This is a genomic window from Actinomyces israelii (assembly GCF_030253495.1).
Taxonomy (GTDB): Bacteria; Actinomycetota; Actinomycetes; order Actinomycetales; family Actinomycetaceae; genus Actinomyces; species Actinomyces israelii.
Map to the genome: position 1 here is coordinate 3009502 of NZ_CP124548.1, position 19561 is coordinate 3029062.

At 67.8% G+C, this 19561-nt stretch carries 17 protein-coding genes; 14 read left to right on the plus strand and 3 right to left on the minus strand.

The window, feature by feature from the left end:
* Window positions 1–79 precede the first annotated feature (79 nt).
* The 3 genes from rpoB to rplJ all read right to left on the minus strand — a co-directional run bounded on the left by rpoB (window position 80) and on the right by rplJ (window position 5326).
* A complete protein-coding gene (gene rpoB / locus AIF0345_RS12620) occupies window positions 80–3601 on the minus strand; it encodes a DNA-directed RNA polymerase subunit beta (RefSeq protein ID WP_285296335.1) in 3522 nt (1173 codons plus the stop codon).
* 723 nt (window positions 3602–4324) lie between these two features.
* On the minus strand, window positions 4325–4714 hold the full coding sequence (gene rplL, locus AIF0345_RS12625; protein ID WP_043558715.1) for a 50S ribosomal protein L7/L12: 390 nt from the start codon (window positions 4712–4714) through the stop codon (window positions 4325–4327).
* A gap of 90 nt (window positions 4715–4804) precedes the next feature.
* Entirely contained in the window at window positions 4805–5326 is a 522-nt protein-coding gene (rplJ, locus tag AIF0345_RS12630; protein WP_043558717.1) for a 50S ribosomal protein L10, read from the minus strand.
* Between the two features lie 693 nt (window positions 5327–6019).
* Here rplJ and AIF0345_RS12635 point away from each other — a divergent pair.
* The 14 genes from AIF0345_RS12635 to AIF0345_RS12700 all read left to right on the plus strand — a co-directional run bounded on the left by AIF0345_RS12635 (window position 6020) and on the right by AIF0345_RS12700 (window position 19536).
* On the plus strand, window positions 6020–6418 hold the full coding sequence (locus AIF0345_RS12635; RefSeq protein WP_268916397.1) for a DUF192 domain-containing protein: 399 nt from the start codon (window positions 6020–6022) through the stop codon (window positions 6416–6418).
* A 9-nt stretch (window positions 6419–6427) separates the two neighbouring features.
* The gene (locus tag AIF0345_RS12640; RefSeq protein WP_268916398.1) at window positions 6428–7180 is read left to right on the plus strand and encodes a prepilin peptidase; all 753 of its coding nucleotides are present in this window, start codon (window positions 6428–6430) and stop codon (window positions 7178–7180) included.
* Between the two features lie 899 nt (window positions 7181–8079).
* Complete coding sequence (locus AIF0345_RS12645; protein ID WP_285296336.1) at window positions 8080–8892, plus strand: hypothetical protein; 813 nt, start codon at window positions 8080–8082, stop codon at window positions 8890–8892.
* Window positions 8889–9605: a Flp pilus assembly protein CpaB gene (gene cpaB, locus AIF0345_RS12650; protein ID WP_285296337.1), complete on the plus strand. Its 717-nt coding sequence runs from the start codon at window positions 8889–8891 to the stop codon at window positions 9603–9605. The genes AIF0345_RS12645 and cpaB overlap by 4 nt, the downstream gene beginning before the upstream one ends.
* Window positions 9605–11161: an AAA family ATPase gene (locus AIF0345_RS12655; protein ID WP_285297944.1), complete on the plus strand. Its 1557-nt coding sequence runs from the start codon at window positions 9605–9607 to the stop codon at window positions 11159–11161. Before cpaB ends, AIF0345_RS12655 begins: the two co-directional genes overlap by 1 nt.
* Window positions 11158–11574: a TadE/TadG family type IV pilus assembly protein gene (locus tag AIF0345_RS12660; RefSeq protein WP_268916402.1), complete on the plus strand. Its 417-nt coding sequence runs from the start codon at window positions 11158–11160 to the stop codon at window positions 11572–11574. The genes AIF0345_RS12655 and AIF0345_RS12660 overlap by 4 nt, the downstream gene beginning before the upstream one ends.
* Window position 11575: 1 nt before the next feature.
* The gene (locus AIF0345_RS12665; protein WP_285296338.1) at window positions 11576–12886 is read left to right on the plus strand and encodes a CpaF family protein; all 1311 of its coding nucleotides are present in this window, start codon (window positions 11576–11578) and stop codon (window positions 12884–12886) included.
* Entirely contained in the window at window positions 12883–13809 is a 927-nt protein-coding gene (locus AIF0345_RS12670; RefSeq protein ID WP_285296339.1) for a type II secretion system F family protein, read from the plus strand. The genes AIF0345_RS12665 and AIF0345_RS12670 overlap by 4 nt, the downstream gene beginning before the upstream one ends.
* A 2-nt stretch (window positions 13810–13811) precedes the next feature.
* Window positions 13812–14705, plus strand: a complete 894-nt coding sequence (locus tag AIF0345_RS12675; RefSeq protein WP_285296340.1) for a type II secretion system F family protein — start codon at window positions 13812–13814, stop codon at window positions 14703–14705.
* Window positions 14706–14902: 197 nt separating this feature from the next.
* On the plus strand, window positions 14903–15958 hold the full coding sequence (locus tag AIF0345_RS12680; protein WP_285296341.1) for a sensor histidine kinase: 1056 nt from the start codon (window positions 14903–14905) through the stop codon (window positions 15956–15958).
* Window positions 15959–15976: 18 nt separating this feature from the next.
* Window positions 15977–16588 (plus strand): response regulator transcription factor, encoded by a 612-nt coding sequence (locus AIF0345_RS12685; RefSeq protein WP_285296342.1) that lies wholly within the window; start codon window positions 15977–15979, stop codon window positions 16586–16588.
* A 116-nt stretch (window positions 16589–16704) separates the two neighbouring features.
* On the plus strand, window positions 16705–16935 hold the full coding sequence (locus AIF0345_RS12690) for a Flp family type IVb pilin (RefSeq protein WP_268916408.1): 231 nt from the start codon (window positions 16705–16707) through the stop codon (window positions 16933–16935).
* 298 nt (window positions 16936–17233) lie between these two features.
* Window positions 17234–18850, plus strand: a complete 1617-nt coding sequence (locus tag AIF0345_RS12695) for an OmpA family protein (protein ID WP_311136089.1) — start codon at window positions 17234–17236, stop codon at window positions 18848–18850.
* 8 nt (window positions 18851–18858) lie between these two features.
* Entirely contained in the window at window positions 18859–19536 is a 678-nt protein-coding gene (locus AIF0345_RS12700; RefSeq protein WP_285296344.1) for a hypothetical protein, read from the plus strand.
* Window positions 19537–19561: the final 25 nt, after the last annotated feature.

Genomic DNA, 19561 nt, shown 5'->3' on the forward strand with positions numbered 1-19561 from the left:
GTTCCACGACGGCACGGGGCCCGGTGGCGGTCCGGGAGGCGCGGGGCCGGTGCGCCCCCCGGAGCCGGCCTGCAGCGGGTCAGATCTCGTCGACCGAGGAGGCGGTCGAGCCGCCCGGGCGGCGGCCCAGGTCGAAGCCGAGCTCCTCGGAGGCGCGGCGGGTGTCGTCGTCGGTGTCGTCCAGTCCGATGACGTCGCCCTCGGCGTCAAGGGCCTCGACGTTCAGGCACAGCGACTGCATCTCCTTCATGAGCACCTTGAAGGACTCGGGGATGCCGGGCTCGGGGATGTCCTCGCCCTTGACAATGGCCTCGTAGACCTTGACGCGGCCGTTGACGTCGTCGGACTTGACCGTGAGCAGCTCCTGGAGGGCGTGGGCGGCGCCGTAGGCCTCCATGGCCCACACCTCCATCTCGCCGAAGCGCTGCCCGCCGAACTGCGCCTTGCCGCCCAGCGGCTGCTGGGTGATCATGGAGTACGGGCCGGTGGAGCGGGCGTGGATCTTGTCGTCCACGAGGTGGTGGAGCTTGAGGATGTACATGTAGCCGACCGAGACCGGGTACGGGAAGGGCTCTCCGGAGCGGCCGTCGAAGAGCTGGGCCTTGCCGTTGGGCTGGACGAGCTGGACGCCGTCGGGGCTGGGCAGGGTGGAGTCCAGCAGGCCCATGAGCTCGTCGTCGCGCACGCCGTCGAAGACGGGGGTGGCCACCGGCGTGCGCGGCTCGGCGACCACACCGGCCTCGGGCAGCCGGGCGGCCCACTCCTCGCCGGCCTCGCGGGCCGCCGAGGCGTCCCAGCCGCGCGAGGAGACCCAGCCCAGGTGGAGCTCCAGGACCTGGCCGACGTTCATGCGGCTGGGCACGCCCAGCGGGTTGAGGATGACGTCGACCGGGGTGCCGTCGGCCAGGAAGGGCATGTCCTCGACCGGGTTGATCTTGGAGATGACTCCCTTGTTGCCGTGGCGGCCGGAGAGCTTGTCGCCCACCGTGATCTTGCGGCGCTGGGCGATGTAGACCCGCACCATGCGGTTGACGCCGGCGGGCAGGTCGGCGTCCTCGGTGGAGGCGTCGAACTCGCGCACGCCGGTGACGATGCCGTACTCGCCGTGGGGCACGCGCAGGGATGTGTCGCGCACCTCCCGGGCCTTCTCCCCGAAGATGGCGCGCAGGAGGCGCTCCTCGCTTGTCAGCTCGGTCTCGCCCTTGGGGGTCACCTTGCCCACGAGGATGTCGCCGCTGCGGACCTCGGCGCCGATGCGGATAATGCCGCGCTCGTCGAGGTTGGCCAGGGTCTCCTCGCTGACGTTGGGGATGTCGCGGGTGATCTCCTCCGCCCCCAGCTTGGTGTCGCGGGCGTCGACCTCGTGCTCCTCGATGTGGATGGAGGTGAGCAGGTCGTCGGAGACCACGCGCTGGGACACGATGATCGCGTCCTCGTAGTTCAGGCCCTCCCAGGTCATGAAGGCGACCAGGAGGTTCTGGCCCAGGGCCAGGTCGCCGCCCTCGGTGGCGGGGCCGTCGGCCAGGACGGAGCCGACCTCGACCCGCTCGCCCTCGGTGGCCACGACCCGCTGGTTGTAGCAGTTGCCCTGGTTGGAGCGGCGGAACTTCGCGGCCTTATAGACCTTCTCGGTGCCGTCGTCGGCGGCCACGCGCACGAAGTCGGCGCACACCTCGGTGACGACGCCGGCCTTGTCGGCCACGAGCACGTCACCGGCGTCGACGGCGGTGCGCCGCTCCATCCCGGTGCCCACCAGCGGGGCGTCGGGGCGGATGAGCGGCACGGCCTGGCGCTGCATGTTCGCGCCCATGAGGGCGCGGTTGGCGTCGTCGTGCTCCAGGAAGGGGATGAGGGAGGTGCCCACCGACACCATCTGGCGCGGGGAGACGTCCATGAGGTCGACCTGGTCGGCCGCCACCAGAGCCGGCTCGCCGCCGGTGACCCGGCACAGGACGTGGTCCTCGGCGAAGTGGCCGTCGGCGGTCAGCTCGACGTTGGCCTGGGCGATGACGTGGCGGTCCTCGTCGTCGGCCGTCAGGTAGTGGGTCTCGTCGGTGACCTGGCCGTCGACGACGACGCGGTAGGGCGTCTCGATGAAGCCGAAGGGGCTGATGCGGGCGAAGGTCGCCAGCGAGCCGATGAGTCCGATGTTGGGGCCCTCGGGCGACTCGATGGGGCACATGCGCCCGTAGTGGGAGGCGTGGACGTCGCGGACCTCCATGGAGGCGCGCTCGCGCGACAGGCCGCCGGGGCCCAGCGCGCTCAGGCGGCGCTTGTGGGTCAGGCCGGCCAGCGGGTTGTTCTGGTCCATGAACTGGCTCAGCTGGGAGGTTCCGAAGAACTCCTTGATCGCGGCGGTCACGGGCCGGATGTTGATCAGGGTGTTCGGGGTGATGGCCTCGACGTCCTGGGTGGTCATGCGCTCGCGCACCTGGCGCTCCATGCGGCTCATGCCGGTGCGCACCTGGGACTGGATGAGCTCGCCCACGGCACGGATGCGGCGGTTGCCGAGGTGGTCGATGTCGTCGAACTCGACGACGATGTCGACGATCTCGCCGTCGCGCACGCCCTCGATCCTCTCGGCGCCGGCGTGCAGGGCCAGGAGGTACTTGATGGCGGCGGTGATGTCCTCGATGCGCAGGACGGAGTCGGTCAGGTCCCCGGCCAGGCCGAGCTTCTTGTTGATCTTGTAGCGGCCGACCTTGGCCAGGTCATAGCGCTTGGCGTTGAAGTAGAAGTTCTCCAGCAGGGTGCGGCCGGCCTCGACGCTCGGCGGCTCGCCGGGGCGGATCTTCTTGTAGATGTCCAGCAGGGCGTCGTCCTGGGTGGTGACCTTGCGGTCCTCGTCCAGGGCGGAGGTCAGGGCCGGGTAGTCCTTGAACTCCTTGCGGATCTCGGACTCGTCCAGGCCCAGGGCGAGCAGGAAGACGGTGATGTCCTGCTTGCGCTTGCGGTCCACTCGCACGGCCACGTGGTCGTTCTTGTCGATCTCGAACTCGAGCCAGGCTCCGCGCGAGGGGATGAACTTGACGTTGTAGACGTACTTGTCCGAGGCCTTCTCGGTGGTGCGCTCGAAGTACACGCCCGGGGAGCGCACGAGCTGGGAGACGACGACGCGCTCGGAGCCGTTGACGATGAAGGTGCCCTTGTCGGTCATGAGCGGGAAGTCGCCCATGAAGACGGTCTGGGACTTGATCTCGCCGGTGGAGAAGTTCTCGAAGTCGGCGACGACGTACAGGGGGGCGGAGTAGGTCAGGTCCTTCTCCTGGCACTCCTCGGCGGTGTACTTGGGCTCCTCGAAGCGGTGGTCGTGGAAGGACAGGGCCATGGTGGCGCCGAAGTCCTCGATCGGCGAGATCTCGTCGAAGATCTCCTCCAGACCGGAGGTCTCGGGCAGAGATGCCGGGCGTTTGGCGTTGGCAGCGTCCACGCGAGCACGCCACTTCTCGTTGCCGACGAGCCAGTCGAAGCTCTCGGTCTGAAGGGCCAGAAGGTTAGGAGCCTGCATGGGCTCGGCGATCTTCGCAAAATTGATACGACGCGACGCGGTGCGCGCGGCGATGTCAGCGGCGGTAGGTGCAGAGGTGCGCGAGGCAGCCAAAGGGGATCCTTCCCTCATCTCGGGGACCACTCGACGTCCGCGGCGGGTACGTGTCATAACGACTTTCCGTTGAGACTCCAGCGATAAACGCCGCAGACCTGACGGTGTGTAAATGCCAGTACACACAATGGACGCAAAGCGCTAGCGTACACGCCCGATACACCACGGGCCATGCCGGAAGGGACATTGGCCCTTGCGATTCGCGCCACAGTCGCGCATACTGCCCCGTTCCGCCCGCCCGGGCCCCGGCCGCCGTCGGCCGCGCCGGTCCGGTGGGTGCCGGTCGCGCCGACCGAGCTTCTGGGCCGGGCAGCCGGAGCGCGGCCGCCCGGTCCGCACTCGATCTCCAGCAGGACGAGGCTCAGCCGCGCAGCGCACAGGGGCGGGGCCGCCCCATGACAGTCGGCCCCTCCACCGCATCGCCCCGACTGCGCGGCGCACGGGACGAGCCGGGCCCCTTCCCATGCTGGAGCCGGTCTCTTCCAGGGCCGCGCTCCAACATCAACGGAGGCTCGTCGCGTGAACGTACGTTCACGTTCCCGGACCGGGCGGCCCGCCGAGCCCTGCCGGCCAAGCAGCAGGACCCGCCGTCGTCCTAGTCCCCCGGCATGCGAACCGGGCCCCGCCCGCGTGGTGCGGACGAGGCCCGGTCGGCGCCGACGCCCCTGCCGTCGGACGGCTCGAGCAGCAGCGGCCCGGGCCCGAACGGCTACGGGGACGGACTCACTTGAGGGAGACGGTGGCGCCGGCGCCCTCGAGCTGGGCCTTGGCCTTCTCGGCGGCCTCCTTGTTGGCGCCCTCCAGGACGGCCTTGGGGGCGGAGTCGACGAGCTCCTTGGCCTCCTTCAGGCCGAGGGAGGTCAGGGTGCGCACCTCCTTGATGACCTGGATCTTCTTGTCGCCGGCGGCCTCGAGGACGACGTCGAACTCGTCCTTCTCCTCCTCGGCGGCGGCCTCAGTGGCCCCACCCGGGGCGGCGGCGACGACGGCGGCCGCCGGAGCGGCGGCGGTGACGTCGAAGGTCTCCTCGAAGGCCTTGACGAACTCGGACAGCTCGAGAAGGGTGAGCTCCTTGAACTGCTCAATGAGCTCTTCGGTGGTCAGCTTCGCCATAGTGGGCGTTCCTTCCTGAAAACGGGCCCTGCACTGTCGTGTCGGCTCTTGTCAGCACAGGTTGTGTGGTTGGGGATGACGCGTGCGGCCTCAGGCCGCGGTCTCCTGCTTCTCGCGCAGGGCGTCGACAGTGCGGACCGCCTTGGAGGCGGGCGCAGCGAAGAGGTACGCGGCCTTGGACAGCGACGCCTTGACGGCGCCCGCAGCCTTGGCGAGCAGCACCTCACGGGACTCGAGCGACGCGAGCCTGTCGACCTCGGCGGCGTCCATGACGTTGCCGTCCATGATGCCGCCCTTGACGACGAGGTTCTTGTTCTCCTTGGCGAAGTCACGCAGTGCCTTGGCGGCCTCGACCGGCTCACCGGTGACGAAGGTCAGGGCCGTGGGGCCCGTGAACTCGTCCGCGATCGCCTCAAGGCCGACCTGCCGGGCGGCGATCGCAGCGAGCGTGTTCTTCACCACGGCGTACTCGGCGTTACCGGCCAGGGAACGGCGCAGCGTCCGGAGCTCGGCGACGGTCAGCCCGCGGTACTCGGTCAGCAGGACAGCGCCGCATGCGCGGAACCTGTCCGCCAGCTCGGCAACAGCCGCTTCCTTGTCAGGCCGTGCCATGGGCCCTCCTTCCGTGGTCTGCCGCAGGCGATCGGCACCCATCGGAAAAGCCCCGCGCCGGTGGGCACGGGGCTCGCACTCCGCATACGGAAATGGGCTCGTCTCTCACCTGCGCGGGCTCCGGCACCTCGAGACCCGCTGGCGGGTCTGCGGCGTCGGACTTGGCCCCACCGGGGTGGGAGACCTGCGGTCTTTGGCGGGGCTCAGGATACAGCGGGCCGGGGGCGGCGGCGCAAGCACGCCCCAGTCCCGCCGGCTGTGCGCTTAGTCACCCCTCCCCCTCACTCTCGCCGAGATCGGTTCACTTTCACACTGAAATCGACAAGCATCCGCTCCGACGACGACTCCTCCCACATCCCCGGCGACAAGATCCCCGACAGCTCGCCACCGCGAAGATTTCTCCGCGGGCACCGAGTCCGCCCCCTTTCCACAATCCGCAAGCGCGCCTCGCCATAAGGGCCGTTCCCACATTCCGCCCGCGGCCGGCACCCTTGGGGCTACGCGGCGACTCACCTTTCCCGGGCCTCCGGACGAATGCCGCCAACAGAAACCGCGTGTGCGCCGAATATCGGTCCCGGGCCGAGGCTGAGCCGATCTCGACGCGGAGGTCTACCGATCTCGGCGCCCCAGGGGCGCTGGGGCGATCGCCCCTGACCCCGCCGCGGCCCTCCTCCATACCATCCGGTTGTGAGTGTGACGGCACCAACGTGGTCAACCACGCCGGTCGAGGCGCTTCCCCGCCTCGTCGTCAACGGGGAGGACACCGGCGTGCCGCTGTGGACCGCGCGCACCCGCCACCAGCGCAGCAAGGGGCTGCTCGGCACCGACGGCATTGACGGCGCCCTGTGGATCCCCCGCTGCAACTGGGTGCACTGCATGAGCATGCGGCATACGATCGACGTCGTCTACGCGACCCGCTCCGGCAAGGTCCTGGTCGTCGCGCCCCTGCGGCCCGGCCGCATCGGGCTTCCGCGCCTGCGCGCCTCCGCCGTTGTCGAGATGGCGCGGGGTGAGGCGGCCCGGCTGGGCATCCGCCCGGGCGCCGTCCTGTCGGCTGCGCCCGTCGCCCGCACCACGGACACAACGGATTGAGAGGCCCCCATGTCAGCCATACCATCAGCGGGTCCCTGGATCCTGGCCGCCTGCTCGGCGGCGCTCGTGGCCGGCCCCGTCTCGGCGTGGACGCGCCGCTACATCCGCGAACCGCTCACCGACCACGACGGTGGGCGCGAGGACGCCCCGGAAGACTGCTCAGAAGGCCGGAGCCCGGAGCCGAGACCGCCGGCACACCCGGCCCTGCGGCACCCCGGCCTCCTGGCCGTCGCCCCGCAGGGCACGCTCGCGCTGGCGCTCTGCGGATTCTGCGCCTGGTGGGGCATGAGGCTGGGCGCCGTGGGCGCGGCGCTCGTGGCCGTTCCCGTCTACGCCCTGCTGGGCAGCGCCGCCAGCGTCGACGCCGTCGCCCACCTCCTGCCCAACCGGCTGCTGGGCGCGACGACGGTGTGGCTGACGGTCTGCGGCATTGCCGCCGTGATCGTGGAGCCCGAGCACATCCATGCGGTGCGCCGAGCGGTGCTGTGCGCGCTCGCGGCCGGAGGAGTCAGTCTGCTGCTCGCATTCATCCGCGCCGGCCTGGGCCTGGGGGACGTCAAGCTCTGCGCGCTCATAGGCCTGTGGCTGGGCTGGTACGGAGCGCCCATGCTCGCCGCCTCCCTGTGCCTGGGAACCATTCTCGGCGGCCTGGCCGCCCTCGCCCTGCTCATCACCCGTCGCGCTGGCCCGAAGGACCCCATGGCCTACGGCCCGTACCTCGTCGCGGGCGCCCTGCTGGGCTGGCCTCTGGCCATCACCTAGACGATTGAGCCCGGAGGCGGCCTGCGGCCTCTTCCTCGGCGAGATCGGTTCGAGATGCCCCGCCTGACGCTGCAGCCTGTCAAAAAGGTGGCTCCCACGCACTTTTAACACCGGCCCCCGCTCCGCTCTCAGCGCAGAACCGCGGAATCACGCCGATCCCCGCTGTGTCCGGGACCGGCGAGCGCCTTAAAAGTGCGTAAGAGCCACCTTTTCCGGTCGATGTCGGCCTCCTGGGGGTCCCGGAGAGTCCCGGGGACCGGCTGGGGCCCGCCGGCGGGCCCCGCCGAGCCCCCTCGGACCGAACTCGAGCCGGCATACGACCGATTTCAACGAGCAGGGCGGCAGGGGACCGCCGGGGCCGAGAGGGCGCCGGACGGACGCAGCATCCGGGCGCCCGATCTGAGCGCTCCGCAACGCGACGAGCCGCCATTGACGTCGGGCGCGCGTCCCGCCGGGCCGGCCCTTGGCCACCACCCAGACCCGCCCAACCAGTCGGTCGCATTTCGCTCACCGGACGCATCACCGAGCACTCGGTTTCCAGCAGTCCCGACACAAGCATGTTCGTAGCCGCATTTATTCTGAACTATAGAAAAATACCTCTAGCCCGCGTCGCGGGCCAAAACAGGAAGCGAACCGGGTGCGCGTCTCGCATGTCGAGCCCCACCCAACCGAGGTGCATGGAGGCGCCTACCAGCAGGACCATTGTTTACCGGTACGACAATACAGGCAAACGGTGCATCGTGATCGCATCGTAATGTTATAGTGCCGAATCGGTACCTCTCCGTATCGTCACGATCACCGTCCGAAACTCATACGTCGACTCCGCAGGAGTCCCATCTCCTCGGCGTCACCGGTACCGCGCTCCCGGCGCGGCAGCGACGAACAGAAAGCCCCTGCGAATGCTTGTGCTCACCGGCTCCCAGCCCCAGGCCGAGGCCGCCAGTGACCGGGACGTGCTTCAGGCCATCGAACTCCTCGAGGGCCTGGGACCCGCCCCCGTCCTCCTGCTGTGTCGCACCGGCAAGGACGAGCACGACGCCCGCCTGGTCCGCGCGGTCCTGAGCCGCAGCGCGCCGGGAGTGCTCCCGCTCGACGAGCCCGAGACCCGGTTCCGGGTGCTCGCCTACTGCCTGTGCCTGCTCAGCCGGCACGCGCTCGGCCAGGCCCCGGTCGTCGCCGACGCGCTGCGCACCGCGCTGCGCACCCGGGTCGTGCTCACATCCGTCAGCAGGCTCACCAGCCCCGCCCCCTCGGTCGGCCAGCACCTGCAGAGTATGCTGCCCGGGTCCCGCTTCGAGCTGGACCTGAACCGGGGGCGCGTGGTCAGGCTCGGCAGTCCCACGTGGACCGCGCCCGACAAGGGCCGTCTGGCCGTGTGGGCCGCCGACGACGAGTCGGGCCGGGTCACCGCGAACCTCGCCCGGCTGGGGCTCCACCGCGAGCCGCTCCTGCCAACGTCCCGGCGCTGGCCGACGAAGGCGTGGGCGGAGATGACGGTGCTCGACGCCGATCCCAGCCCGCTGGCCAACGAGGCGCTGGCCCGCGTCGCCCGGACCACCTGCCCCCGTTGCGGCCTGCTGGCCACCCCCGCGGGGTGCCTCATGTGCGGCACCTGGCCCTACGCGGACGCGCCCCGTCCCGCGCCGGCGTCCATCGCGCCCGGCTCCATGCCGCCCGCCTTCGCCCCCGACCCATCAAAGGAGACCCGATGAATCCGCGTCAACGGCGAGGGGTCCTGCTCATCCTCGTCACGATCCTCGGAGCCATCCTCACCTTCGTGGCGGTGTTCAACTACGTCCAGTCGGTCTCCTCGCAGGTCGGCCCCAAGACCACCGTGCTGGAGCTGTCGAAGGACGTGACCGAGCTGCAGGAGGTCACCGCCGAGGACGTCACCGCCGTTGAGGTGCCCGAGCGCTGGATCCCCGAGGACGCGGTCCACAGCCTGTCCGACTTCGAGGGCAAGGTGACGGCCTCCTCCTACAGTAAGGGCGCCGTCCTTCAGGCCAGCATGCTCCAGGACCCGCCGCAGCTGTCCGAGGGCTACCGCGAGGTGACGATCATGGTCGACGCCGAGACCGGCGTGGCGGGCAAGGTCGCGCCCGGCTCGCGCGTCGACGTCGTCTCCACCATGGAGGACCCCAACACCAAGCAGCAGACGGCGCAGGTCATTATCCAGAACGCGCTCATCACCGACGTCGGCGTCGCCACCAAGGTGGAGGATGAGAGCTCCTCGGGCGACTTCACGGAGTCGGAGGCTGTTCCCGTGACCTTCTCCCTCACCCCGGAGGACTCGCTCAAGCTCGCCTACGCCGAGAGCTTCTCCAAGAAGGTGCGCCTCCTGCTGCGCCGCGAGGGCGATGACGGCTCTGTGAGCAACCCCGAGTACTCGACGGGCGCCTCGGCCACCCCCGGAGGCAACCAGTGATGCAGTACCTGCTGACCAGCAATGAGCAGATCCGCCTCCAGGCGACTGCGGCCATCGCGGAGGCGGAGGGCCTCGGCGAGGTCGTGGCCACGGACTCCTTCGACCGTCTGCGCGAGGCGCTCAGCACCGGCGACGTCTCCTGCGTCCTCGTGGACGAGGCCCTCGCAGACGTCTCCGCCATGTCCGCGGTGCAGGAGATCTCACAGGCCCACCCACTCCTCCCGGTGGTCCTGCTCACCCGCGACCGAAGCGCCGAGGTCCTCACCGCCGCCATGGACGCGGGCGCGCGCACCGTGCTCTCGCTGCCGCTCTCCCTGGAGGAGCTGAGCAACCGCCTCCAGCCGGTGCTGGCGTGGTCGCAGGCGGTCCGCAGCGAGGCGGCCTCCCGGGACGGCCTCAGCACTCACCGCATCGGCACCGTGGTCGCCGTCGTCGGGGCCAAGGGCGGTGTCGGCGCCTCGACGGTGGCGCTCATGGCGGCCGCCCAGCTGGCCCGGCACGCCCGCACCTGCCTGGTGGACCTCGACGTGCGCGGGGGCGACCTCGCCGCCATGACGGGCCTGTCCGTACGGCGCTCGATCACGGACCTGGTGGACATCGCCGCGGAGGCGAGCGCCCGGGAGGTCTCGGAGGTCATGTACCCGCTGCCGGGCGGGATCGCCCTGCTGCCCGCGCCGGACCACGGCGAGATGGGCGAGGCCATGACGGAGGCGGCCACCCGCCAGATCATCTCCATGCTGCGCTACCAGTTCGACCACGTCGTGCTGGACTGCGGCAGCCGCCTGGACGACGTGCTGGCCATGGCGCTCGACTCCGCCGACCGGGTGCTCGTGGTGACCACCCCCGACACCCCGGCCGTGCGCTCCGTGCGGCGGCTGACGGAGGCGCTCAACCGACTCGACATCGCCCGCGGGCGCTCGATGGGGCTCATTGTGAACCGCAGCGGCCGCCAGCGCGAGATCCAACCCAAGGCGGCCGCGAGAATGGCGGGCGTCCCGCTGGCGACCAGTATCCCCGACATCACCGGACAGATAGAGATGGCAGTCAACTCGAACGCATTGCTCACAGCCAAGGTGCCGGTCCTGGCCAAGGCCGCCCGGTCCGTCGCCGCCGCGGCGCTGGCCGGTGAGGCCGGCGCCCTGGAACCGGCCTCGCCAGAGGAGGCGCAGCCGGATCAGCAACGTCCTCAGCGGCGCCAGAGCAGACGACGGCGAGGGCGAGGGCGCTCCGAGAAGGGCCAGGTCATGGTGGAGTTCCCCGTGGTCTTCGCCTTCGCCACGGCGGCGCTCCTGCTGTGCGTCCAGCTCCTCGGCTACGGGGTGTCCTACATGTACGCCAACCACGCCGCCGAGGAGGCGGCCCACGGCTACGGCGTCGGCATGAGCCCGGACGAGGTCTACCAGGAGGTCGCCGACCACCTGCCCGAGGCCTACAGCTCGGACATGACCATCACCCGGGGCGCCGGCGACAGTGTCACCGTCACCCTGCCGGTGCCCTCCGTCGTGCAGCTCCGCACCTCCGCCCACGCAGGAATCGTCCGGGAGACGCGATCATGACCACATCGACCATCTCGCCAGCGCCCTCGCGCTCCTCGCGACGCACCTGTCCGGGAAGGCTGCTGGGCAGGCTGTACCGCAGCGAGCGCGGCGTGCTCGACATCGAGCTCGTCCTGTTCGTCCCCCTCCTCGTCATTATCACGCTGTTCCTGATCCAGGGCTTCCTGGCCGTGTCCACCGTGACCTCCGTCAGCGCGGCCGCCCGCGACGGGGCCCGCGCCGCCATGCTCGGACGCTCGGCCACCGCCGCTGCGGAGAAGTCGCTGCCGGACTGGGTCGCTCTCGAGTCGGTCACCGACGGCTGCGGCCGCGAGCACTGCGTGCAGGTCACGGCCCGAGTCCCCATCGGGCTGCCGTCCATCACCACCAAGCACGTCACCGTGACCCGGACCGCCTACTTCCCGGAGGACTGAGATGGCGCTGCGAGAGCGCGTGGCGCCGCCCATCGGCGGCAGGCGGCAGGTGTCCGGCAGCAGAGAGGACCTTGTCGCCCAGTACCGGACTCGTCTGCTGGAGGAGGTCGACCTGGATGAGGTGGCCGGGCTCGAGCGGCCCCAGCAGCGCGCACGGCTGGAGCGGGTCCTGTCCCGGATCCTGTCACTCGAGGGGCCGGTCATGTCGCCCCGGGAAAGGACGTGGCTGGTCAAGCGCATTATTGACGACGCCGTCGGCCTCGGCGTCCTCGAGCCGCTTATCGCCGATCACAGCGTCACCGAGATCATGGTCAACGGGGCGGACGACGTCTTCGTGGAGCGATCCGGACGGATCGAGCGGGTCCCCACCCGCTTCACCTCCGAGGCCGAGCTCTACCAGGTCATCGACCGCATCGTCTCCTCGGTCAACCGCCGCGTGGACGAGTCCAGCCCCATGGTGGACGCCCGCCTGCCCGGCGGCGAGCGCGTCAACGTCATTATCCCGCCGCTCGCCCTCGATGGACCGACGATCACCATCCGCCGCTTTCCCGAGCCCTTCCGCCTCCCGGATCTTGTGGCGCGCCGCAGCCTGCCCCAGGAGGCCGCGAACCTGCTGGGCGCCCTGGTGGCGGCGAGATTCAATATCCTCGTCTCGGGCGGAACCGGCTCCGGCAAGACCACCTTCCTCAACGCCCTGTCCGGCACGATCCCGGACCGTGAGCGCATTGTCACCATTGAGGACGCCGCCGAGCTCTCCCTGCAGCAGCCGCACGTGGTGCGCCTGGAGGCCCGCCCCGCCAACACCGAGGGGCGCGGCCAGGTAACCATCCGCGACCTCGTGAGGAACTCGCTGCGCATGCGCCCGGACCGAATTATCGTCGGCGAGGTCCGCGGCGGCGAGACCCTGGACATGCTCCAGGCCATGAACACCGGCCACGAGGGCTCGCTCACCACGGTCCACGCGAACTCCGCGATCGACGCGCTCAGCCGGCTGGAGACTCTCTCGTCGATGTCCGATGTCACTCTTCCGGTCGAGACCGTGCGGGACCAGATCAACGGGGCCATTGACATTATTATCCAGCTGGAGCGCGATGCCACGGGCGCGCGCAGGGTGAGCACCATCGAGGCGCTCACGTCCCGGCGCCGTGAGGCCTATACGACCACGCCCCTGTTGCGCTACCGCCACGCGATGCGCCGCAGCAGCCAGGGGACGTTCGAGTTCCGCGGTATTCCAGAGCCCATGGCGCAGCGGGTACTCCGCCACAGCCAGTCGCTCCCGGACAGCCTCACAGTGATTGGAGCGGCGTCGTGAGCAGTATCGGACTCATCCTTCTCGCCACGACGGCGACGGTGCTCGCAGGCGGGGCGGCGACTCTCACCCTCGGATTCAACGCGAGCCGCGCCGCCGAGGTGGCCCAGGGCCTGGGCGTTCCCGGCGACGACGCTCGGATCGGCCCTGTTGCACGGCTCCTGGCCCTCATTGGGAGACTGCGCGTCAATCGGCCAGTGCGTAGGCGCCTGGCCAGTGCCGGGCTCAGCTGGGACGTCGCGACGACGGAACTGGCTCTTGCGGCGGCGGTTGTGCTCGTGTACCTGGGAACCAGGCCCCTTATCGGCAGGATCGCCGGAGGGATTCTGGCCGCGGCGGTTCCTTTTGTCTTCTTCAGGTGGTTGCGGCGCCGCGCCATCCGAAGAGCCGAGCGCTTCATCGCCCAGCTTCCGGAGGTGTCGCGGGTCCTGGCCAACGGAACATCCGCCGGCATGTCCATGGAGCGCGCTCTCGCTCTGGCCGCCAAGGAGATGCCCGCCCCGGCCAAGGAAGAGCTGGGGCGTGTTGTGTCCCAGCTGACGCTCGGGTGGGCGTTGGACGACGCACTGACCGACCTCTCCGAGCGAATGCCCTCCCGAGAGCTCAATGTGCTCGTGCGCACCATCGTCATCCAGGCCAAGGCCGGGGGCGCCCTGGTCTCCGCCCTGCAGGACATTGCTATAGCCCTGGAGGACCGCAAGCAGCTGCACCGTGAAGTGCACACGGCAATTCTTGCGTCAGCGTTCAGTGGATACATCGTGCCCGTTCTCGGCCTGACCTCTGTGGTGCTTCTCAATCTTATGAAGCCCGGCGTCCTTGACGACATGGTCGCATCATTCATTGGGCGCCTCATTCTTCTTGCGGCTCTTATCTGTTTCGGCCTGGGCATGCTGCTCATGCGGCTCGTCTCACGGGTGGAGGTCTGAGTATGCTGGCGCCGCTGATCGCCCTCCTCTCCACCCTTCTGGTCCTCATGGGGGCCAATGGCATTCGCATGATGCGGGACGACGGCACCAGCCAGATCCTCGGAAGTCCCACCGACGACACGCCGGGCACCGAGAGTCGAGGCCCCATGATCCGCCTCATTGACACTCTCGGAACGCGCGCGCAACGCGCCCTCCGCCGCATCTACGGACCCGTGCGACTGCACTCCCTGGATAGGTGGCTCAGGAGCGCCGGAAACCCTGAGGGGCTGACCCTTGATCTCTTCATTCAACGCGAGGCCGGCTTTATCGTTCTGAGCCTGATCCTGCTGGCCCTGTTCATCCTCGTCGGCCATCCGGTGTACGGGATAATTAGTGCCGCCATCTTCTCAGGATGGATGTATATATGGCTGCTCCAGGCCCTCCGCGCGCGGCAATCGGCGATCGACCGCGACATTCCTGACTTCCTTGATGTCCTCGCCGTTGTCGTCCGCTCGGGCCTGTCCTTCCGCGGAGCGCTCGAGCGCGTGTGCGAGAATTTCGGAGGACCCGTCTCCGAGGAGATGCTCACAACCCTGAACGAGATGCGCCTGGGCGTCTCCCGCAGAGACGCCTTCACCGCCGCAAAGGAGCGGTGCCGTTCGGAGAATGTGGACACATTCGTCAGCGCTCTTCTCCAGTCCGAGGAGCTGGGCACCCCGATCGGAGAGGCCCTGACCGCCATTGTCAAGGAGATCAGGCGTGAGCGCGCCCAGCAGGTGAAGCGCGCTGCAAGCAAGGCACAGCCCAAAGTCTCCCTTGTGGCTTCGACCACCATGGTACCTGGCGCTATCATCCTCATGACAGGCGGCATGCTGTACGCCAATCGTGATGTTTTTTCCCGCCTTTTCGGAGGTTGATTATGACAACACAAGTAGCGTCACACCCAATCCAGTCGGCATCGATACACGATCAGAGCCTGTTCAGCACTATAGGGCTTGTCTGTGACATCAGGATCGGCATTCTCCTCGCTGGAGAGCTCGGACTGCTCACGAGCAGATCATCCACAGTCCCCACGATAATATTGTTGATGGGCGCCGGAATGAGTTGGATCCCCATGTGGCTTGTCCGCAAGAATCCAGGACTTTTAATAAGAAAATGGACCTTCCCCTGCGCGGACCTGGCGATCACCATTGCGATCATTATCGCTTTGCCAACTCTATTCAATGACGCGATCTACCTGTCACTGGCCTACGTTCTCACCTCTGCCCTGCTTACTGGTCTTATTACAACCACGACCTGGGCCACGACATGGGCCGCAGGCGCTATCGTCCTCACCCTCACAAGATCCAGCAGCGCACCCATGGCCCCAAAAGCAATGATTGCAGCGGCGCTGGGCATATGCGCCGGAGTTGTCCTTGGCAATCGTTTACGCACGCAATTCGAGCGGGTCGGCCGCCTCTCCGCCGCCGCGACCGCTGCCCGAGCCGACGAACGCGCCCTGGCCGAGCGACTCACTATCGCCCGCGATCTGCACGACTCACTTGCCAAGAGCGTGCACGGAATCAGAATGCTCACCGAGACCCTTGACGCCTTGCTTCAGGCCGAGAATCATGAGTGCGCCCCCCTCAGTCACACGCTTTTCGAGTCTGCGGATGAGGCGAGCCGCGAGGCACGGCTCGTCCTGGACGGGCTCCGAGTGAGCGCCGAGAACAATACGATTGGCGCCTTGGCGGACGAGGTCAGCCGCTGGAGCAGCCGAACTGGAATTACGGCGACTTGTAACGACGCAGAGCCTGAACCGCGCTTGTTGTGCTCACCGGAAGCCATGTGGCAGCTCCAACGCATACTCGGAGAGGCGCTCACCAATATTGAAAAACATGCACATGCTCACACCGTGCGTTTCTCTGCCCGGGTGAAGAACAACGCATTGCTTGTGGAAGTGACCGACGACGGCGTCGGACTCAGGGGGGCGGACGCCGATTCTTCTCACTCTAAAGGCCACTATGGTCTAGCAGGCATGCAAGAACGTGCGCACGCGCTGGGCGCCGCCCTCACAATCGATTCGCAGCCCGAACCTAGCATCGGTCTGCGCACGCGCCTCCGGGTCCCTCTCCGCTGCCTCACAGCAAACATGACCAGCAGAACCGACGCGACTGACGGGGAGGAATAAGTGACAAAGGTTCTGGTGGTGGACGACAATGCAATTGTGCGGGCCGGCCTCCAAGCGGTTCTGGGAAGAGTGGACACGGTCACAGAGGTGCTGGAGGCCGAGAACGCATTTACCGCACTTGAGATGACGTCCGCCCACTCTCCGGACATTATTCTTCTGGACGTATCCATGCCGCCGGGCCGAAGCGGCCTGGATATACTGCCGGAACTCGTCGGCAGCGCCTCCGTTATTATGCTCACCTCCATGAAGGATCCCGCACTGATTCGGCACGCCTTGGACGCAGGGGCACGCGGGTACCTGGTGCACGGTCAGCTCGGCGTCAACGAGGTGGCAGGCGCGATCGAGACCTGCCGGCATGGCGGACTGGTACTGGGCCGAGAGGCGGCCGACGTCATGCTCCACCCTTCCGACGATAATCGCCCAAACCCCTTACGCGAGCGCCTGACCGACCGGGAGGCGGAGATCCTTGACCTCGCCGCCGATGGCCTGTCCAACGCGGAGATCGCCGGTCGACTGTTCCTGTCCGAGCGAACGGTCAAGAACTACCTCAACGCCGCCTACCCGAAGATCGACGTCCACAACCGCTCCGAGGCCGTGTCCGCCTGGTTGGGGCGCGGTCAGGGGCGCTGATCGGGGCACTCGCCCCTGCCGCTAGGGGCATCGTTCCCATATGTTTCACCTGTCAGGAGGACGAGCAAGCAGTTCGTCTTCAAGCAGTCATCTAGTTTTCATATGAGGAGTTCTCCATGAACAACACCTCTCTGCTCCGCCTGCAGATTCGTGTTCAGCAGGCATTCGCAGACTTGCGCGATGACGAGCGTGGTCAGGCCATGATCGAGTACGCCGGCATCGCTCTTATTGTCGCAATGCTCGTGGCCGTCGCCGGTGGCGCCCTGACATCGCAGGGGCGACAGATCGGCAACATTATTGCCGCCAAGATTATGGAGGCCGTCGGTAATCTCCACGTCGGCGATTGATTGCCACTAAGGTCATGGGACCCATCGGCAGTCTCCATGTCTGAATATTTACACATGGCAGGCCGCATCGATTCATGGCACTGGGTGCAGACGACACTCTCAGTCGCCTGCACCCAGTGCTGCATGTATATAATGGCGAATAAGCGCCGGCTATAGCCGAGAAATTTCGCATCGAATGACTATCAAGAGAGGAACTGCCATGCAACGTCGTTCGTTCGTGTCCGTCTCGGCACTGACCGCAGCAGGAGCGCTTCTGGCGGGGTGTCGTGGCGGGCTCGGGTCCGGCTCTGATGGTGGTGTGTCTGGGGACAGTGCGTCAGATGGTGCGTCGTCCGGCGGCGGCGCCTCGGACGGGGCATCGTCTGATGGTGGAGCGTCTGCTGCTCCGGCCGAGTTCCAGGAGCTGGAGGCCCACATTATGGGGCAGCGGGTCACTGCGCGCGTGTCTCCGCTGGTGCGCCTGGACGAGACCGCCACGGCCCTGGTCGTCGAGCTCACCCGAGCCGCGGACGACGCCGCGGTCAACGACGTCCAGGAATTCCAGCACTTTGACGACATTCTTATCGCCAGCAACTATCTGGGAACGCCTCCGCTGGGCACGGGCGCTGACGGGGTGCGGCTGATCGACACCGCCGGTGCGGGGCGAGTGTGGGTCGCAGGCTCGGCAACCGGAGGCGGCCTGAACCTCAAACCCGGTGAAACGGCCGCCTCCGCCGTCATCTTCGCACCGGTCGACATCGACCAGGTCACCGCGCTTATCCCCCAGACCGGCTTCGTCACGGTGAGCGTCATCGGCCGCGACCAGGCCGACACGGCCGGCATCAGCCCTGAGGTCCTGGCCGAGGCCGACAAGACCCTCAAGGACAAAAGCGGCCCCGGTGAGAAGGCCGCCGTGGTGGACCTGGAGCGCTACACCCGTGCCATTGACGACTCGGCCAGCACGCACACCACCGACAAGGACGTCACCGTCACCCTCGCCTCCGATGTCACCTTCGAGTCCGACTCCTACAACCTGACCGACAAGGCCGACTCCCAGCTCCAGACCGTGGCCGACCAGATCGCCCAGTACCCCGACGGCGGGAGCCTGGACATCGTCGGCCACACCGACGACGTCGCCGACGACGCCCACAACCAGACCCTCTCCGAGAACAGGGCCACCGCCGTCAAGGACCGCCTCACCCAGCTGACCGACCTGGGCAAGTGGCAGGTGTCCACCACCGGCAAGGGCGAGAGTGAGCCCGCGGTCAAGGACACCACCGACGAGGCCCGCGCCGCCAACAGACGCGTCGTCACCACCATCACCCCCACAGGCGGCACCCAGAACGGCGCCACGCCGTCGTCGACCCCCTCGGCCGCCCCGTCGTCGTCGAGCACACCGGACGGCAACCTGCCTGAGAGCACGGGCCCGACCGGAAAGGGCCCCGACGGCGTCACTGTCCCAGAACCCGATGGCAAGGGCCAGGTCACCTTCGCCCTCGACCACGCCACCCGCACCGGCGGCCTCCTGACCGCCCAGCTCACCGCCACCACCGGCCCCGGCGGCACCGGAAGCACCGGCCTGAACATGTGGCTGACCGACCCTCTGGGCCCCGCCATCACAGCAATCATCCAAAGCGCCCGCGGCGAGACCGGCGGAATGGGCGCCGTGGATAAGATCAGCGAAGGACTGACCCTCCTGGCCGACGGCCAACGCGTCTACCCCGCCGACTACCTCCCACCCGGCGGCGACTGGCACCGCCCCCTGACCGAGCTGAGCGCAGCAGAGTCCCTCAAGGAGGGCGCCACCACCACCATCTGCGTCGCCTGGCCCGACACCGGACAGGACACCCTCACCCTCGACCACGCCGCCCCACGCACACGGGGCATTAGCAGCTACGCCTACCGCCTCACCGACATCCCCGTCACCGAAAGCTGAACCTCACTATGGAACGTATTCTTCACAGGCTGCGTGCTTGCCGCCGATCGATCACCGGCAAGGAGCGGGGAAGCATTCTCCCCTATCTCACTCTTGCCGCAGGAGCTCTGGCGGTACTGGCACTCACCTTCATGGTAGGCCTCGGAAAAGTAACTCTTTTCCGGCGTGACGCCAGCGGTGCCGCAGATGCCGCCGCTCTCGCAGCAGCAGGCGCCTGGGCTGACTCCCTCGAGTCGGCATATAACAATGCCTACAGGGCTGGCGACTCCAACGGCCTATGGAGCGGAATCGGTCGTGGACTGGGATCCTACGCGGGCCTTGAGGCCAAGAACGCGGCTGACAAGTACGCCTCGCGCAACAACGCGACAGTCACGGCGTACTCCGTCGACCCGGCCCACAGAACCGTCACCGTCACAGTGGAGACAAATTCCTCGATTGAGGGAGTAGACAAAAAGATGACGGCAACGTCCACAGCCGAGATCGTCCTGGAGGACGGCGTCTGCCTCAACGGAGGCAAGGTCGGTTTCAAAATTGATGGCAGTTGCGTCGCCAAACGTCCCAAGGAGGCTTCCGCACCAACTCCTGCACCATCACAGCCTCGCAGAACGTCTTCCCCGGCGCCCTTCAAAGCGCCTGATGGAATGGCTGCGCACGCAAGTGTCACAACACGCCTCGTCGACCACTAACCTCTGGCAGCGCAGCGAGGCACCT

What these genes read in the sequence shown, in the direction of transcription:
- AIF0345_RS12655 (WP_285297944.1), top strand. Translation starts at nt 9,605, where the DNA reads ATGCAGTACCTGCTGACCAGCAATGAGCAGATCCGCCTCCAGGCGACT.
- AIF0345_RS12665 (WP_285296338.1), top strand. Translation starts at nt 11,576, where the DNA reads ATGGCGCTGCGAGAGCGCGTGGCGCCGCCCATCGGCGGCAGGCGGCAG.
- rplL (WP_043558715.1), bottom strand. Translation starts at nt 4,714, where the DNA reads ATGGCGAAGCTGACCACCGAAGAGCTCATTGAGCAGTTCAAGGAGCTC.
- AIF0345_RS12680 (WP_285296341.1), top strand. Translation starts at nt 14,903, where the DNA reads ATGTGGCTTGTCCGCAAGAATCCAGGACTTTTAATAAGAAAATGGACC.
- rplJ (WP_043558717.1), bottom strand. Translation starts at nt 5,326, where the DNA reads ATGGCACGGCCTGACAAGGAAGCGGCTGTTGCCGAGCTGGCGGACAGG.
- AIF0345_RS12675 (WP_285296340.1), top strand. Translation starts at nt 13,812, where the DNA reads ATGCTGGCGCCGCTGATCGCCCTCCTCTCCACCCTTCTGGTCCTCATG.
- AIF0345_RS12700 (WP_285296344.1), top strand. Translation starts at nt 18,859, where the DNA reads ATGGAACGTATTCTTCACAGGCTGCGTGCTTGCCGCCGATCGATCACC.
- AIF0345_RS12640 (WP_268916398.1), top strand. Translation starts at nt 6,428, where the DNA reads ATGTCAGCCATACCATCAGCGGGTCCCTGGATCCTGGCCGCCTGCTCG.
- AIF0345_RS12660 (WP_268916402.1), top strand. Translation starts at nt 11,158, where the DNA reads ATGACCACATCGACCATCTCGCCAGCGCCCTCGCGCTCCTCGCGACGC.
- AIF0345_RS12645 (WP_285296336.1), top strand. Translation starts at nt 8,080, where the DNA reads ATGCTTGTGCTCACCGGCTCCCAGCCCCAGGCCGAGGCCGCCAGTGAC.
- AIF0345_RS12690 (WP_268916408.1), top strand. Translation starts at nt 16,705, where the DNA reads ATGAACAACACCTCTCTGCTCCGCCTGCAGATTCGTGTTCAGCAGGCA.
- cpaB (WP_285296337.1), top strand. Translation starts at nt 8,889, where the DNA reads ATGAATCCGCGTCAACGGCGAGGGGTCCTGCTCATCCTCGTCACGATC.